A 16,688-nucleotide genomic window follows, 5' to 3' on the forward strand; every position below is an offset into this window, starting at 1 on the left:
GTGGGTTGAACCGATGCCGTTTTCGCCTGAGAAGCCGCTTGAAAAGCCGCAGAGCCCGAACTTTTCGTCCGGTCCCTGCAAGAAGCGTCCGGGTTGGTCACTGTCCGCCCTTGAAGGAGCGGTCTTGGGCCGCTCCCATCGGTCCGAACCGGGTAAAGCCAAACTGCGTGAGGTGATCGATCTCACGCGTGGCGTGCTGAAGATACCTGAAGACTATCGTATCGCCGTCGTCCCTGCGTCCGACACTGGAGCAATTGAGATGGCGCTGTGGGGCCTTCTCGGCCCACGTGGTGTGGACGTGTTCGCGTGGGAGAGCTTCGGCTCGGATTGGGTGACAGACGTCGCGAAGGAGCTCGAGATCGAGGACCGAAGGATTTTCGAGGCTTCCTATGGTGAACTTCCTGACCTCTCGCAGGCGTCACCAGATCGTGACGTCGTTTTTGCCTGGAATGGGACAACGTCCGGGGTGCGCGTGCCAAACGGGGACTGGATAGCGGCCCAGCGAACGGGGTTAACGATCTGCGATGCAACATCGGCCGCTTTCGCCATGGATCTTCCTTGGTCCAAACTCGATGTCACAACTTGGTCATGGCAGAAGGTTCTCGGTGGAGAGGGCGCCCATGGCATGATTGTGCTCAGCCCGCGGGCAATTGAGCGACTGATCGATCACGTGCCGACTTGGCCGGTGCCCAAGGTCTTTCGCATGGTTGCCCGCGGATTGGTCACAGAGGGTCTTTTCGCCGGTGAGACCATAAATACTCCATCGCTCCTGGCAGTTGAGGATGCAATCGACGGGTTGCTTTGGGCGCGTGATATCGGTGGGCTGCCTGCTCTCGAGGCCCGGTGCCAGGCGAATTTCGCTCGTGCGAACGAATGGGTGCAACGAACCAATTGGTGCGACTTCTTAGCAAGCCGTGAGGAAATTCGTTCGCAAACGTCGATCTGCCTAAAAATTGTAGATCCCCGATTCGCGGGCGATGCAGAGCTGCAAGCGAAAATCGCTACGGGAGTCGTCCGGCTGCTTCAGGAGGAAAACGTGGCTTTTGATGTCGGTGCCTACCGCGTCGCTCCACCGGGGTTTCGATTCTGGTGCGGAGCAACGGTTGAGACGTCGGACCTCGAGTTGGCGCTGGAATGGCTGAATTGGGCATACTATCAGACGAGGGACTCGGTGATCGCATGAAGGAGATGAGCATCGACGATACCGATGGCCTTGTGCACCTCTTTCCGTGCTTCAGTCGCGCGGATATCTCGTTCACGCATGGTGAAGGTTCGTGGCTGTTCAACGCCGATGGTGACCGGTACCTAGACTATGCAACGGGTATCGCCGTAACCGGTCTTGGGCATTCCCACCCGGAGCTACTCAACGTCCTCGTCCGGCAGGCGGCGAAGGTATGGCACGTTTCGAACGCAGTGCGCATCCCAGAGCAAGAGGCGCTAGCGGGGTTGCTTTGTCAGAAGACGTTCGCAGACAGGGTCTTCTTCTGCAATTCGGGTGCGGAAGCGATCGAGGCATGCATTAAGGCCGCACGCCGACACCACTTTGCGAACGGCCATCCCGAACGCCAAAGAATTGTGACTTTCGAGGGAGCTTTCCACGGCCGCACTTTGGCCACGATCGCCGCAGGCGGGCGTGAGAAGTACCTTGAGGGATTCGGCCCCGCTGTTCCGGGATTCGAGGCCGTTCCGTTTGGTGATCTGTGCGCTCTTGAGGCCGCGTGCGGAGCCGACACAGCGGCAGTTCTCGTCGAACCCATACAGGGAGAGAGTGGCGTGCGAGCGTTGGATCCTAGCGATCTCGAGCGGATCCGGACTCTATGCGATCGCCAAGGTGCCTTACTCATCTTCGACGAAGTACAAACGGGTGTCGGTCGGACCGGCCACCTGTTCGCTTATGAGAACTCGCCAGTGACGCCGGATATACTCGCTGCGGCAAAGGGTCTGGGTAATGGTTTTCCGGTCGCAGCGTGTCTTGCTACCGAACAAGTAGCGGCGAGTATGAAGCCCGGGACGCACGGCAGTACCTTCGGTGGCAACCCGTTGGCGATGGCTGTAGCGAAAAGGGTCGTCGAAATAATTGCCGATGAGGCATTTCTTCACGAAGTGCGGCGCAAAGGGAGGCGGCTATATTCAGCGCTTTCGAGGCTCGCAGAGGAATACTCCGATGTATTCACCGAGGTTCGTGGTGAAGGGTTGCTCTTGGGATTGCGGTGTGTTGTACCTATGGAACTCGCGGTCTCTACCGCACGTGCGCGCGGCCTGCTCTGCGTTGCCGCCGGTGACAACGTAATGCGGCTGTTGCCGCCGCTTAACCTGGCGGACGAGGAAATAGAAGAGGGGCTGGAACGGCTGCAAAGCGTCGCCAGATCGCTGAGAGAGAGGCCGTAATTTGGCGACAGAGCGAGGCTGTTACGCTAGGTTAAAAGCCGGCGGCAGCAGCCGCGTTCGAGGGGCGCCTTTTGTAACAACGACGTACCATCAAGGGGCGGAAACCCGCGTCGCTTTTAATCTGTGGTTGAGGGCTGCTCCAGAGCGTGACTCAGCCACTTTACCCCATCTTCGATCCCTCCGAAGGGGTAGAGGTGATAATGTACAGGGCCAAGATCGCGCCCGATCAGACCGGCGCCAAGGCGTCTCCAAAAGCGCTCCGGTCCCACTCGATGGAAGTTGTTGGCCAAAGAAAGGCCATACCTGCGAGCGATCGAAGCGGACGTGATTACCCCGAACTGCTTCGCGTACCTTAGAAGCTTCCCGACAGCCGCCGGTCCGGGCACTCCGATCCGGACCGGCGAATTGATACCTTCCTTACGCAGGCGCTCCAGCCACTGTACGATCGCGTCGGCGTCGAATCCGAATTGAGTGGTGATTTCGACCGAACACCCGGCGTCAGCGAGGAACCCGACCTTCCATTTAAGCGACTCCCAGAGTTTTTCCGCGGCGATTTTAGGGTGCCCCTCTGGGTATGCGACGATGCCCGCATGACGGATGGAATGCCGTCTAATCACGTCGCTCCGCAACAGCGCCAGCGAGTCTTCGAATGGGCCCGCCGGGTAAGCAGGATCGCCGCCCACGAAGATAAAGCGTTCAGGAGCAGCTTCGCGGATTAGCCCCCCTATCAGGGTGTCCCGATCCGCCTCAGAGTGAAGACGACGTGAAGAAATTATAGGAACCGGCTCGAAACCGCAGACCCTGATCACGCGAGCCGCGTTAACACGCTGGGAATGATCCTCATTGCCCAAGAAAGCGATGTTGATGGGCGTTCCCGAAGCAATGCTGCTCTTGGCAGCTTCTATCTGCCCGATGTCCTTTCCGGTAACTTCGAGTGCAAAGGACGGACCATCTGCGTGGATTTTTATATCGAATGGGGCATTTTCGTTCCGCATATCCAACCTCGTGTTCACTGCCCGACAACCGGCGTGGGACGAACGGATGGTTCCTGCCGCACGCCAACCGGCCCCGTGTGAAGCAAAGGCTGGCCATGGGGAGCGCAGGGAGATTCACAAGCAACCGCCGAAGCGGCAATTGCGCTCAACCGAATCCTCAACCCAGCGGGATTTGCCCTCGTCGCCAGACTCGTCCTGTATGGCGTTGGTGAATTGCCGCCAAACCTGATATGAGGTCGGAAGTGGCTAGAGGACACACATTCCAACATACGCGTTCGTGACTTCCTTCTCAAAGCCATACATGCTAGTCGAATTGTATGTCAACAGGGCATACGGATTGAGGGCAGATATGTGGAAGCCGAGATTAGTCGAGACCGCGCGGATGAAGTACCTCGGTATCGTCGAAGCATTGGAAGCGGACGTCCGTTCGGGCCGCGTAGCGCGGGGAGATCGACTTCCTGCTCAAAGAGCTATAGCTGAGGCTCTCGGCGTCGACCTCACCACCGTGACGCGCGCATTCAACGAAGCGCGCCGTCGGGGGCTCGTGTCGGCGCAGGCTGGTCGCGGGACGTTCATCAGCGAAACGCTTGATGGCGAAGCAGGCGAACAGAGCCCGTCCTTGATCGATCTCAGCATGAACATTCCTTCTCAGCCTTCGGAACTCGATCTCAGGAAATTAGTATCGAGCGGCGTTGCGGGTATTCTAGGAAGCCCGAAGGGTCTGCTGCACCTTCACTATCAGGAAAGCACCGGCTCGGAGCCTGATCGGGTGGCCGCGGCGAGGTGGCTCGGGAGCAGGATCGAAGGAGTGACCTCCGAGCGGATTGTCGTGACCGGTGGAGCGCAAAGCGCGCTGTTTGCACTTTGCGAATTGCTCCTCAACCGAGGCGACCTCGTTGCGGCGGGTTCGATGACATACCCAGGTCTCAAGGCCGTGGCCATTCAGAAGGGCCTATACATTGAGTCGCTCGAAATGGATGAGCGCGGCATTGTGCCGGAAGCGTTCGAAAAAGCTTGCCGCCAGCGCAACCTGAAGATGCTCTACGTGGTCCCAAGTATTGACAATCCCACGACAGCGACACTCCCGGAAGATCGTCGCCGAGAACTGGCGGCTATCGCAAGGAAGCATGGCGTACTGATCGTGGAGGATGACCCTTACTCGCCGCTGAGGACCGAGCGAACCGTTTCATTGGCAGAACTCGCGCCCGACATAACCTGGCACATCGCAACGCTATCGAAGTGCGCGACGCCAGCTCTCCGGGTTGCTTACGTCGTTGCGCCGAGTGCCACGAAGGCGCTGCGCCTGGCTGGCGTCCTGCGCGCAACGCTCCTGATGGCGCCCCCTTTAATGTCGGCGTTGGCTAGCCGGTGGATTTCGGAGGGGGTACTGCAAGATCTTACGGACTCGATCCGTTGCGAAAATGCGGAACGACAAAAAATCGCGTCTTCGATCCTGGGGCATCTCTCGTTTGCGGCCGACCCACAGGGGCATCATCTTTGGTTGCGCTTGCCGGATCACTGGCGTGCCGTCGACTTTGCGGAACACGCGGACCGGGCAGGAGTTTCCATTGTCCCGAGTTCGGCCTTCGCAACAGCGGCCCATCCGATGGAAGCGGTCCGTATATCCTTGGGCGTCGCTCCGGACCGGGGCGATCTCGAAGATGGTTTGACTTCGCTTGCGACGCTCATATCCCAACCCTCGATCGCAGCACGGGCGGTGGTCTGAGCGATAGCGTGGCGATATAGTTCCGCGTGATCAGCGCATCATAGGCTATTCGGCTGTTCGGGAATTTGAGTCCCCCAGAAACACGTCCACGTTGAACAACGGCCAGAACTGCTGCGTCCGTCTTGGCGGTCGGCATCCGGAAAGAGGCCGCGGAAGCAAACGCCTGCCAAGGCGGACGGCCGCATGCCCACGGGACACCTCCGTGCCATGGTTGGCGGCCGTCAATCTTCGGTAACCAAACATCACGCTCCGGGAGATCGCACGAGCAACCGTCGTAACAGCGGGCTGCTACTGTCTGTGGCGGAGTGCGGGCCAACGCGATGCTGCCACTGGGATGGAGGGTGTTCTTGAGGGGTCACTATACTCGAGAAGCCGCACATCCTCAGGGCGTTTAGCTGGTCGGGCAGTACATGCCCGATCGCGCGGATGTCCCCTTTGAACTGGTGTCTCTCCCGCAGGGTGCGGGCGACCGTAAAGCCACGTCCGTCACGGAATTTCGGGAACTCGACAACGATTAGCTCAAGGTCCTTCAAAAACGGTACGATCCTTTCTGCCGTCATGCCGGCCGAGACGTAGACCCCCAGCGGGCGCTTGAAAATTCCGTCGCCGCGCATTTGTTCCAAGACTTCGCAGGGTACGGCGTACGGCCCTTGGCTGTGGGGAACGGCATCTGTCTCCGGATAGGTCCAGTAGTCGACAATCACCTCAGCATCGCCATTAATGACGGCCATAAACGGCCTCCTTGAAGGGTGACGCTCCAATACGCCTGTAAGTCTCAAGGAAACTCTCGCTCTCCGACCGGTTCGCGACATAAGTTTCCGTAATCGCCTCTATCGCGTCGGGCACATGGTCGGCGTCAACCGCGGGACCCAGGATGCTGCCGATGGTTGCTTTTTCATCTGCAGATCCACCAAGAGTGATCTGGTAAACTTCATCGCCATTTTTGTCGACGCCCAGCAACCCGATCCCGGCCACATGATGATGCCCGCACGCATTGATGCAGCCTGAGATATTGAGATCAAGCGGACCGATGTTTCTCTCCTTCTCCCCATCTGCGAAACGTTCCGCGATACGCTGCGCGACGGGGATCGAGCGCGCAGTCGCCAAACTGCAATAGTCCATCCCGGGGCAGGAGATGATGTTCGTGAGCAAGCCGATGTTTGAAGAGGCCAATCCACCTTCTTTCAGCATATGCCAGAGTTCGTATAGACGGTCCTCGCGCACGTGCGGCAGCACGACGTTCTGTTCGTGGGACACCCGGATCTCCCCAAAGGAGAAGACGTCGGACGCTCGGGCGATCAGATCCATTTCGTCCGCACTGACATCGCCGGGAATTCCACCAACCGGCTTCAAGGAGATGACCGCCGAGACGTATCCTGACCGCCGATGACGATGGGTATTACTATTAAACCACGCCAAGAAAGCCGGCTCGCTTCGTTTGGCTTTTTCAAGCGCGATGGTGACTGCCGGCAGATCTTCGAAGGGAGGATCGACAAACCGTGCGGCCATCGCCGCGATCAGGCGTTCATCAAGGGCGTTGGCATCCGGGGGCATTGCGGCGAATTCGTCCTCGATCATCTCGATGAAATGTTCCGGTTTCATGTCGCGAAGCAGTATCTTGATCCGCGCCTTGTAGATGTTGTCTCGACGTCCGAGCGAATTGTACACCCGCAAGATTGCCTCGACGTAGCGTAGCAAGTCGCGGACCGGAAGCCATTCACGCACCTTCGTGCCCACTATAGGCGTCCGCCCAAGACCACCTCCGGCGAATACCTGAAAACCGGGTAGACCATCCTCGTTCAGATGGGCCAAAATGCCGATGTCGTGGACGCGGACAGCCGCCCGATCTCGGGGGCTACCGGTGATCGCAATCTTAAATTTGCGAGGTAGGTAGGTGAATTCGGGATGGTCGGTGGACCATTGCCGCAATATCTCCGCATAGAGCCGAGGGTCAACGATTTCTTCGGCCGCCGCTCCTGCAAAATGGTCCGTCGTCACGTTGCGGACGCAGTTCCCACTGGTTTGGATGGCATGCAAATCCGCTTCCGCGAGGACGGCAAGAATGTCCGGCGCGTCGGAAAGCCTGGGCCAGTTGAATTGGATATTTTGGCGGGTTGTAAAATGTCCATACCCGCGATCGTAGTAGCGGGCAACATGGGCAAGTTGGCGCATCTGGAAAGAACTCAGGACCCCATATGGGAGTGCCACTCTAAGCATGTAGCCATGCAATTGAAGATAGAGCCCGTTCATTAGTCGGAGCGGTTTGAATTCCTCTTCGCTCAATTCGCCTTCGATGCGGCGCAGTACTTGGCCACGAAATTGCTCGGCGCGATCCCGCAGGAACTGCCGATCGTACTCGTCGTACCGGTAGATCCCCGCAAAGGGTGACGTCGAAATTGCTGATGGCGGAGCCGGGGGTCTCTGTGTCGTCCAACGGTTTCCAGGTGACGTTACGCTGAGATCGGGTCTGACGCTGGGGCCAACACTTCGTAGTCGCTCACGGCGAGCGACCGGGACCGGAGTACCTTGGGAGGTCTCGACAGAAATGGCCCGGATATCGATCGCCACGTTACTGTCGCGCATCTGCAATTTCTCGACAACGGCCGCGGTATCTTCCGTACCGAGCACAGCAGCTCCCTCAATCCGGTCGACCCAAGCTTCTGCTTTATCCATCCAAACAACCACGCCGTCGTCCAGCCGGTTTCCGGTAATTACACTGTGCGACATCCCCGCTCTCCGCTTGACATACTGTTAATTCCCAACGGCACGTCCGTTTCCCGCACTTCTGTGCGGCACTTGAAAGTACGGCAATAAAACATACAATATGAAGCTAGTGTCTTTTATATTTTGGCCGAAATTGACATAATTTGCTCATGCGAGCTTGTTTTCTGATAAAAATTGTCGCCAGTCGCTGACTGGAGGTTTCTCTTGCTTCGGGCTATGTATGGCTGTATTCGCTCCAGTGTATGGACGTCATCTCTTCTGAGACACGTATATCTATGTCTAGCTCCTAATCTGGGGACGCTCGGTTTAGGCTGAACATGGCAAGCTCGGCCTTGGTCGTTCTTCGATCAAGGACGAGTCCCCCATAAGTACGGTGAGCACATGATCGACGCATTCTTGGCAATGGTTGAAAAACGGACCGACCAATCGCGCGGATTCAGTGCGTTCGGATCCTCGCCATCGAACTTGTGGAATCCTACGAGCGAACCTGGAGCGCGGGAGGGAAGTCAATGTTTGGATTGACCGCTCTCGAACTGGCGCGGATGCAATTCGGCTTCACCATCTCCTTCCACATAGTCTTTCCTGCAATCACCATAGGTCTGGCGAGCTATCTCGCCGTTCTCGAAGGCATGTGGTTATGGAAGAAGGAGATCGTCTATCGAGATCTGTACCATTTTTGGTCGGCGATATTCGCGGTGAATTTTGCCATGGGTGTGGTCTCTGGATTGGTGATGGCATACGAGTTCGGCACCAATTGGAGCTATTACTCTGCCTTCGCCGGCTCGATCACCGGGCCGCTGCTTGCTTATGAAGTCCTGACCGCATTTTTCCTCGAAGCCGGGTTTCTCGGCGTCATGTTGTTCGGGTGGAACAAGGTCGGGCCTGGACTCCACTTCTTTGCGACTATCATGGTTGCCATCGGCACCTTAATTTCCGCAACTTGGATTCTTGCTTCAAACAGCTGGATGCAAACCCCGCAGGGATACGAAATCGTCGATAACGTGGTTGTGCCCGTCGACTGGCTAAAGGTGATTTTCAATCCCTCCTTCCCCTTCCGTCTTGCGCATATGACGGTGGCAGCTTTCCTCGCGACCGCGCTTTTCGTGGGGGCGTCTGGAGCCTGGCATCTTTTGCGAGGAAACGATCATCTCGCCGTGCAAACGATGTTTTCCATGGCGATGTGGATGGTTCTGCTCGTTGCCCCCTTACAGATCGCGATTGGCGACCTGCACGGGCTTAATACTTTAAAACACCAGCCTGCAAAGATCGCCGCGATTGAAGGCCATTGGCGAAACGAGCCAGGCGCAGGCATGCCGCTTGTTCTGTTCGGATTGCCAGACATGGCAGCTGAGGAAACTCGGTACGCAATTGAAGTTCCGCGGCTTGGCAGCGTCGTACTTACGCATACCTTGGATGGCCAGGTTCCCGGCCTCACTGAATATGCGCCACGCGACCGGCCCAACTCCGCGATCGTGTTTTGGTCTTTTCGTATTATGGCCGGCCTCGGCATGTTTATGATGGTTCTTGGTCTCTGGGGTGCCTGGTGCCGTTGGCGAGGCCAGCTCTATACGTCGCCTCTACTGCTCCGCTTTGCGATGTTGATGGGACCTTCCGGTCTCATTGCAATTCTCGCCGGCTGGTACACGACGGAAATTGGCCGTCAGCCTTGGATCGTTTACGGCGTGATGCGGACCGAAGAAGCGGTATCGAACCATTCTGCCGTAGCGCTCTCCTCGACTTTGCTCGTCTTCATCGTCATGTATTTCTCCGTCTTCGGCACGGGGGTCAGCTATATGCTGAAACTCATGGCAAAAGGCCCGATAGCATCCGCGGAACAGCCCTCAAAGGATGACGGGAGCAGATCTCATCGACCGGCGAGGCCGCTGTCTGCGGCACCCGACGATGTCGATCCTTCTCTGGATTGAGGAGAAAAATCTTGGGTATCGATCTACCTCTCCTTTGGGCAATCATCATCGCGTTCGGCTTGATGATGTACGTGATCATGGACGGCTTCGATCTAGGAATCGGAATCTTGTTTCCATTTGTTCATGATCGGGATGATAGGGACGTGATGGTCAACAGTGTCGCACCGGTCTGGGATGGTAACGAGACATGGCTGGTACTAGGCGGGGCGTCCCTTCTGGCTGTGTTCCCCTTGGCGTACTCGGTGATCCTGAGCGCGTTGTACCTGCCTTTGGTACTCATGCTGGCGGGGCTGATCTGGCGCGGTGTGGCTTTCGAATTTCGCTTCAAGGCTGACGAGGCTCACAAGGCTTTTTGGGACAAGGCCTTCGCTTGGGGCTCTTACGTCGCAACCGTTTCGCAAGGTGTCGCGCTCGGCGCCTTTATAAACGGCTTTAAGGTGAGGGACGGCGCGTATGCGGGTGGACCTCTTGACTGGCTCTCGCCTTTCGCGCTTTTCGCGGGCATCGGCCTTCTGTTTGCCTATGCGCTTCTAGGCGCGACTTGGCTCGTAATGAAAACCGAAGGCGAGCTTCAACGGCGGATGCGCGAACTTGGTCGCCCGATCACGATCGGGCTGTTGGGCGTCATCGCGATCGTCAGTCTTTGGACGCCGCTCGCCCACCCGAATATCGCGCAGAGGTGGTTCTCGTTGCCGAATTTGCTCTTCTTCGCGCCAGTGCCGGTTCTCGTAACCGTGGCGACATGGACTTTGCTACGGACGCTCAGGGGACAAAGCGATGCCGCGCCATTTCTCCTATCCCTTTTGCTCCTCTTCCTTGGCTACACAGGTCTGGCAATCAGCCTCTGGCCTAACATAATCCCGCCCGCTGTCTCTATCTGGGAGTCCGCCGCGCCTGTCCAAAGCATGGCGTTTACGCTGGTCGGCGCGTTGTTCATCATCCCCTTTATTCTCGCCTACACGGCCTGGTCCTACTACGTCTTCCGCGGAAAGGTGAGGGCCGGGGAAGGATATCACTGATGTCGACTGCTCCCACTCAACGCCTGTGGCTCCGCCGCATCGGTTGGCTCGCTATCATTTGGAGCTCGAGCGTTGCTGCTTTGGCGGTGGCGGCAGGGTTCTTTCGGCTTTTGATGAGCGCGGCCGGGATGACCGCCTAAAGAATACTCCAACACAGCAGGATCTTTCCCCAACGGGCGAGACCAAAACAAAGGGGCGCACCGCGGAAAGCGGTGGCATCCAGAGGAATGCAGATGAGCGAAAAGAATGCCTCCCAATCCCCGTTTTCAGGATACGAGGAAGCGGCCCTCACCTTTCACCGGCATCCAAAGCCGGGAAAACTCGAGATACGACCAACTAAGCCACTGGGTAACCAACTCGATCTGGCTCTCGCCTACTCGCCAGGGGTTGCGGCCCCCTGCATCGCCATTCATCAAGACCCTGCGGCAGCGACGGAATACACCGCGCGCGGCAATCTTGTCGCGGTAGTCTCCAATGGCACAGCAGTCCTTGGCCTTGGCAGTATTGGCCCGCTCGCCTCCAAACCGGTTATGGAAGGAAAAGCTGTCCTCTTCAAAAAATTCGCGGACATAGACGCCTTCGATATCGAGGTGGACGCGAGCGAAGTAGAGCGCATGGTCGACGTCGTGGCTGCGCTTGAACCAACGTTCGGCGGAATCAATCTCGAAGACATCAAGGCACCTGAATGTTTCGAAATAGAAGAGAAACTGCGTGAGCGGATGAGAATTCCGGTCTTCCATGACGACCAGCACGGGACTGCAATAATTGTCGCGGCAGCGGTTCTCAACGGCCTGGAGCTTACGGGCAAGTCAATAGAGAGCGCCAAGATCGTCACCTCGGGGGCGGGTGCCGCCGCGATCGCCTGTCTCAACTTGCTCGTCACGCTCGGTGCTAAAGTCGAGAACATATGGGTTAGCGACAAAGACGGCGTCGTCTACGAAGGGCGAAACACCCTTATGGATCGCTGGAAGCAAGTGTATGCGCAGGCTACCGAGGCGCGCACGCTGACGGACGTCATCAAAGGTGCCGATGTTTTCCTTGGGGTCTCCGCAGGCGGCGTATTGAAACCCGAGCATGTTGCATCGATGGCCGTGTCACCGTTGATCCTAGCATTAGCCAACCCTACGCCAGAGATCATGCCAGATGAAGCGAGAGCCGTTCGGCCGGACGCAATCATTTGCACTGGACGCTCTGACCAAATCAACCAAGTCAACAACGTGTTGTGCTTTCCCCACATCTTCCGTGGGGCTTTAGATGTGGGTGCAACCACCATCAACGAAGAGATGAAGATGGCCGCGGTGCGGGCTATTGCCGCGCTCGCGCGGGAAGAGCCTTCAGAAACCGTTGCCAGGGCGTATTCCGGCGACACGCCGACCTTCGGTCCGGATCATATCATACCCTCGCCCTTCGATCCGCGGTTGATACTATGGATTGCGCCCGCCGTGGCAAAGGCGGCGATGGAATCAGGGGTAGCCCGCCGCCCGATCGATGATATGGAGGGCTATGTTGACCGCCTTAACCGGTTCGTTTTCCGCTCAGGCATGATAATGAAGCCGGTATTCGCCGCAGCGCGCGCGCTGAGCGAACCCAAGCGTGTGATTTATTCCGATGGCGAAGACGAGCGCGTTCTACGTGCCACGCAGGTGATAATAGAAGAAGGCCTTGCCCGACCGATACTGGTCGGACGACCACAGGTCGTGGATGCGCGATTGAGGCGCTTTGGTCTGAAAGTTCGTCCTGGGGTCGATTTCGAATTGATTAATCCAGAAGACGATCCTCGCTATCGCGAGTATGTCGACCTTTATCTTTCCCTCGCGGGTCGAGCCGGCGTAACTCCGGAAAGCGCGCGTACGATCGTACGCACCGACACCACTGTGATCGCAGCGCTGGCGGTCATGCTGAATCAAGCCGACGCTTTGATTTGCGGTCTCGTGGGAAGGTACGAGCATCACCTTGATGTCGTCCGTCAAATCATTGGAAAGGTGCCCGGAATCCATGACTTCTCGGCCCTGAGCTTATTGATCTCGCAGAGAGGCGCGCTCTTCCTTACCGACACTTATGTCAATTATGACCCGACTGCGGGTGAGATAGCCGATATGACCAAGATGGCAGCAGAGATGGTGGCGCGTTTCGGCTTGGAGCCGAAGGTGGCGCTACTATCGCATTCGAATTTCGGATCCAGAGATTCGGCGAATGCCCGAAAAATGAGGGATGCAGCAGCGATTGTTGGCAAGAAGGTTCCGCATCTCCAGTACGACGGCGAGATGCACGGGGACGCCGCACTCTCTCAAACGTTCCGGGATCGTGTGTTTCCCGGTTCGGCGCTAACGGGGGAGGCTAACCTTCTGGTGTTCCCGAACTTGGACGCTGCCAATATCACTCTCAACGTCGTGAAGGAACTTACCGACGCTCTACATGTCGGGCCGCTCTTGCTTGGCGCGGCCCGAACCGCGCATATCCTGAGCACGTCAGTGACGTCGCGCGGCGTCGTCAACATGACAGCGCTCGCAGCCATCGAAGCCCAGCACGCTCGATAACCGCCAAACCTTCCAGGCGGTCGTTAGACGACCGCCTGGGAAACCCTTTCAAGCACCTTGAAAGGGTTGCTGTTCCCGGCGCCCCCGCATTGTCTGATTTTTGACAATGGGATACATCTAATGGTGAGGTTGTTTTAGTTTTTCGTACCGCGAACCCATCGGGGGCGTCATGCTTGACGAAAAGCGCGTGCGGCGCGGCCTGTTTCTGGTTTTCGTTACCCTCTTCCTCAACGTGGCGGGCGTCGCCATCATCATGCCGGTGCTACCGGCCTACCTCGAAGATTTAACGGGTGCCGAGATCGGCGAAGCAGCGATCCAAGGGGGCTGGCTCGTGTTCGTGTATTCGGGAATGCAATTCCTCTTTGCACCGCTGGTTGGGAATTTAAGCGACCGCTTTGGTCGACGGCCCATTCTACTGTTAACCGTTTTCACTTTCGCAGTCGACAACGCCATCTGCGCGCTCGCGACGAGCTATTGGATGCTCTTTGTGGGCCGCGTTCTCGCGGGAATCAGCGGAGCGAGCTACGCGACAGCGTCTGCGTATATCGCCGATGTCAGCAACGATAGCGATCGGTCCAAGAACTTCGGACTGATCGGCATCGCGGCAGGAATGGGTTTTGCGTTGGGGCCTGTGATAGGTGGCGTTCTGGGGGAGTTTGGCCCCAGGGTGCCTTTCTATGGCGCGGCGATACTCTCGTTCCTCAACTTTGTGATAGGCTTGTTCTTCCTGCCAGAAACGTTGCGTTCCGAAAATAGGCGCCACTTTGAGTGGAAACGCGCCAACCCTATCGGCACTCTTCGCCATATGCAAAGATATCCAGGCATACGTTGGCTTGGTCTCGTGTTCTTTCTCTACTGGCTGGCGCACACCGTTTACTCTTCGGTCTGGTCTTTTGTGTTGGCATATCGTCACGATTGGACTGAAGGACAAATCGGATTGTCTCTCGGAATATACGGAATAGGGGGCGCGTTCGTTATGATTTTCATACTCCCGCGCGCCGTGGCGCGATTTGGAGAACGGCGCACGGCGGTGGCCGGAATGGCGTTCGCCGCGTTGGGCATGGCAGGATACGCCGCTGCGTGGCAGGGATGGATGGTTTACGCGGTGATCATAAGTACGGCGCTCGAAGGGCTCGCGGACCCTCCATTGCGCAGTATTGCCTCTGCGCAGGTTCCCCCGTCTGTTCAAGGGGAACTACAGGGCGCGCTTGCCAGCGTTTCAAGCCTGACGACCATCCTTGGACCATTCATCTTCACGCACGTGTTTGGCTACTTCACGCGACCGCCGGTCGGATATTCCCTCTCAGGCGCGCCTTATATTCTTGCCTTCTCTCTTGTCGTCATTTCTCTCTTCATTTTCCAACAGCGCGTCCGCACCGGCCCCGACGGCCGGTCCCAAGACCTGGCGAGGGACGCCTGAATTGCCTGGAAAGCTCCGGCGCGCCCTATTGGGCGTGTTGTGTGAAGTTTGTCTGCGGCAAAGCCTCCGACGGTCCACCGCCCATACCATGAGTTAGCTTTGCGAACGCCCCCGAACAGTCCATCGTTACCAAAGCGAGCAGAAGTCGGACGGCGAGGAAATGTCAGGGGAACCAGCGCCTGAAAAGCTCGGCAAATGCGATTGAGATCTATGAGGGTCAGCTGGTTTGCGCAAAGACTGAAAAACGAGACCCACGGCCGACCTCGGAACGAACCTCGACCCGGTGGCCCAGCAGGTCGACGGCGCGACGCACGACAAACAATCCTATTCCGAGGCCGTCCACGTGCGTCGTATCGAGCCTTTCGAACGCATCGAAGATCTTTGGTAGCTGATGGGGCGCTATACCGATCCCAGTATCGTAAACGTCGAGCCGCATCTCATGTCCGGCAGACCTACATCCGATCAAAACAGATCCCCCTCGGCCCGTGTATTTGACGGCATTGCGAACGAGATTTCGCATGATGCCTTCCAGCAGCACCGGATTGCTCATCACGTTGCAATGCGTGGCGCAGACTCGGATATCGACGCCTTTTTCACGCGCGAATAGCTCGTTTTCCGCGGCTATTCGTTGAAACAAGGGGCAGAGCGGCACGCGGGAAATTTCTATGGTATCGATTTGTTCGACGAGCCGTAAAGCACCGACCAAGCGGTCAAGCTGCTCGGCTAATCTACCGATCGCACGTTCTCCGCGTTCCCATTGCGCTTTGTCCGAATTACTTGCGATACGGTCGCCGAGCCATTCGTAGGCACTCTGAATGACCTGCAGTGGTTGTCGCAGGTCGTGACCGGCCATCGCCAGAAGGGTGGCTTGGAAATCGCTGGTGCGCCGCAGGTTAAATGAAGCGTGATTGTTGCCGGTCGTTATAGCAGTCAGTAAGCCGCTCATGTGCGTTACCTCTGAATGTGGCTGCATTGATTGATGTACGAGCCCAATTCATCGCGCGAACAGCGATCTTTCAGGCCACTATACTGGGCTGGCTGGCAACCTTCTCGCGCTCGTTTGACTGTGTTTGTTGCGCAGGTGTTTTCGATCGTCTGGATGGCGCGACGAACGCCGGGCATTCTCGCAGATTGTGGGGCGGCGACCTGCATCACAAAGCAGGTGCACAGTGCGAAGATGTGTATGATTGCCGGGACGGTCTTCATAGTGAATCTCCAGCCGAAGATTGCCGCCTGAGGCGTATAACGCTCCAGGAGATGGAGTCTTCACGACTGATCTAAGCGCTAGTTTAGAAAGGAGCGACGCGAAAAAGGCGCTCCAATGTATTCGACATCGGCCCGCGTCCGAGATTTCCTAAAAACTCTTCGACGGAACGAACAGGCAAATCGTCTTGCTGTGCTCCGCGCCCGCGACAGAACACCAGTGGTATACGCCGTCGGGTGAATACTTGACCCGATGGTCTTTGTAAGTGACGACCTCGCCGGTACCGTTGATAACGTAGCCTTCAGGGCGTTCGCTGATCGCCTCTTCGCTCACTTGGCGGCAGTCGATCCCGGAACAGCACGAGTATGGATAGCTCCATCCCTGCGGTTTAGCGTTGGTGGGAACGGCGTCATGGGGATGAGCCGGGCAGGGGGCTAGGACCGAGGCGATAAACACCGTGGCTAGGAAAGTCGCGGGCGGCGTGGTTCCGAGGACATTGCGCATTCTTTCCTCCACGGATACTTGCGTTTTGTAAGGAACAGGATGCGCTTATTGGTTCGGGGAGCCTATTCTACAGGTGCATCATGGCACTGTACTAAGGTGTGGGTCGGTTCCTCCCGATAGGTGGTGGTCCATCGGATAGTTGGATCGGCATCGCCGGACAGTCTCTCCGCCACGCTCCGCCGCTCTCGTGGCGGGGAGGTTGGCCGGCCGGCTATTGTCGAAACCGCGACTGGGGCATGTCTGACG

Annotated in this window: 13 protein-coding genes; 8 read left to right on the top strand and 5 right to left on the bottom strand. The window is 57.4% G+C overall.

All coding sequences use genetic code 11. From position 1 onward, the window contains the following. The first annotated feature begins 13 nt into the window (after window positions 1-13). Both IB277_RS14245 and IB277_RS14250 read left to right on the top strand, forming a co-directional pair. The gene (locus IB277_RS14245; RefSeq protein ID WP_192371178.1) at window positions 14-1,183 is read left to right on the top strand and encodes a phosphoserine transaminase; all 1,170 of its coding nucleotides are present in this window, start codon (window positions 14-16) and stop codon (window positions 1,181-1,183) included. Then, window positions 1,180-2,388 (top strand): aspartate aminotransferase family protein, encoded by a 1,209-nt coding sequence (locus tag IB277_RS14250; protein ID WP_246805946.1) that lies wholly within the window; start codon window positions 1,180-1,182, stop codon window positions 2,386-2,388. The genes IB277_RS14245 and IB277_RS14250 overlap by 4 nt, the downstream gene beginning before the upstream one ends. A gap of 116 nt (window positions 2,389-2,504) precedes the next feature. On the opposite strand, the gene IB277_RS14255 is transcribed toward IB277_RS14250, so the two are convergent. Further along, window positions 2,505-3,383: a methylenetetrahydrofolate reductase gene (locus IB277_RS14255; RefSeq protein ID WP_192371179.1), complete on the bottom strand. Its 879-nt coding sequence runs from the start codon at window positions 3,381-3,383 to the stop codon at window positions 2,505-2,507. A 382-nt stretch (window positions 3,384-3,765) separates the two neighbouring features. Between IB277_RS14255 and IB277_RS14260 the strand changes: the two genes are divergently transcribed. Further along, window positions 3,766-5,109 carry a PLP-dependent aminotransferase family protein gene (locus IB277_RS14260; protein ID WP_210334497.1) on the top strand — a complete coding sequence of 448 codons (1,344 nt, stop codon included), beginning with the start codon at window positions 3,766-3,768 and terminating at the stop codon, window positions 5,107-5,109. 242 nt (window positions 5,110-5,351) lie between these two features. On the opposite strand, the gene IB277_RS14265 is transcribed toward IB277_RS14260, so the two are convergent. Then, window positions 5,352-5,840, bottom strand: a complete 489-nt coding sequence (locus IB277_RS14265) for a DUF934 domain-containing protein (protein WP_192371181.1) — start codon at window positions 5,838-5,840, stop codon at window positions 5,352-5,354. Further along, a complete protein-coding gene (locus IB277_RS14270) occupies window positions 5,827-7,836 on the bottom strand; it encodes a DUF2849 domain-containing protein (protein WP_192371182.1) in 2,010 nt (669 codons plus the stop codon). Before IB277_RS14270 ends, IB277_RS14265 begins: the two co-directional genes overlap by 14 nt. A gap of 506 nt (window positions 7,837-8,342) precedes the next feature. Here IB277_RS14270 and IB277_RS14275 point away from each other — a divergent pair. The 5 genes from IB277_RS14275 (at window position 8,343) to IB277_RS14295 (ending at window position 14,734) form a co-directional block, all read left to right on the top strand. Further along, on the top strand, window positions 8,343-9,758 hold the full coding sequence (locus IB277_RS14275; protein WP_192371183.1) for a cytochrome ubiquinol oxidase subunit I: 1,416 nt from the start codon (window positions 8,343-8,345) through the stop codon (window positions 9,756-9,758). Between the two features lie 11 nt (window positions 9,759-9,769). Then, window positions 9,770-10,777 carry a cytochrome d ubiquinol oxidase subunit II gene (gene cydB, locus IB277_RS14280; RefSeq protein ID WP_192371184.1) on the top strand — a complete coding sequence of 336 codons (1,008 nt, stop codon included), beginning with the start codon at window positions 9,770-9,772 and terminating at the stop codon, window positions 10,775-10,777. Beyond that, the gene (locus IB277_RS14285; RefSeq protein WP_192371185.1) at window positions 10,777-10,917 is read left to right on the top strand and encodes a DUF2474 family protein; all 141 of its coding nucleotides are present in this window, start codon (window positions 10,777-10,779) and stop codon (window positions 10,915-10,917) included. Before cydB ends, IB277_RS14285 begins: the two co-directional genes overlap by 1 nt. Before the next feature lie 93 nt (window positions 10,918-11,010). Then, on the top strand, window positions 11,011-13,314 hold the full coding sequence (locus IB277_RS14290) for an NADP-dependent malic enzyme (protein WP_192371186.1): 2,304 nt from the start codon (window positions 11,011-11,013) through the stop codon (window positions 13,312-13,314). Between the two features lie 169 nt (window positions 13,315-13,483). After that, window positions 13,484-14,734: a TCR/Tet family MFS transporter gene (locus IB277_RS14295; protein ID WP_192371187.1), complete on the top strand. Its 1,251-nt coding sequence runs from the start codon at window positions 13,484-13,486 to the stop codon at window positions 14,732-14,734. A 217-nt stretch (window positions 14,735-14,951) separates the two neighbouring features. Here IB277_RS14295 and IB277_RS14300 read toward each other — a convergent pair whose 3' ends face one another. Both IB277_RS14300 and IB277_RS14305 read right to left on the bottom strand, forming a co-directional pair. Further along, window positions 14,952-15,680, bottom strand: coding sequence for a sensor histidine kinase KdpD (locus IB277_RS14300; protein WP_192371188.1), 729 nt, complete (start codon window positions 15,678-15,680; stop codon window positions 14,952-14,954). Between the two features lie 408 nt (window positions 15,681-16,088). Beyond that, on the bottom strand, window positions 16,089-16,442 hold the full coding sequence (locus tag IB277_RS14305) for a hypothetical protein (RefSeq protein ID WP_192371189.1): 354 nt from the start codon (window positions 16,440-16,442) through the stop codon (window positions 16,089-16,091). Between the last annotated feature and the right edge of the window lie 246 nt (window positions 16,443-16,688).

The organism is Ensifer sp. ENS07, assembly GCF_014852185.1.
Classification (GTDB): domain Bacteria; phylum Pseudomonadota; class Alphaproteobacteria; order Rhizobiales; family Rhizobiaceae; genus Ensifer; species Ensifer adhaerens.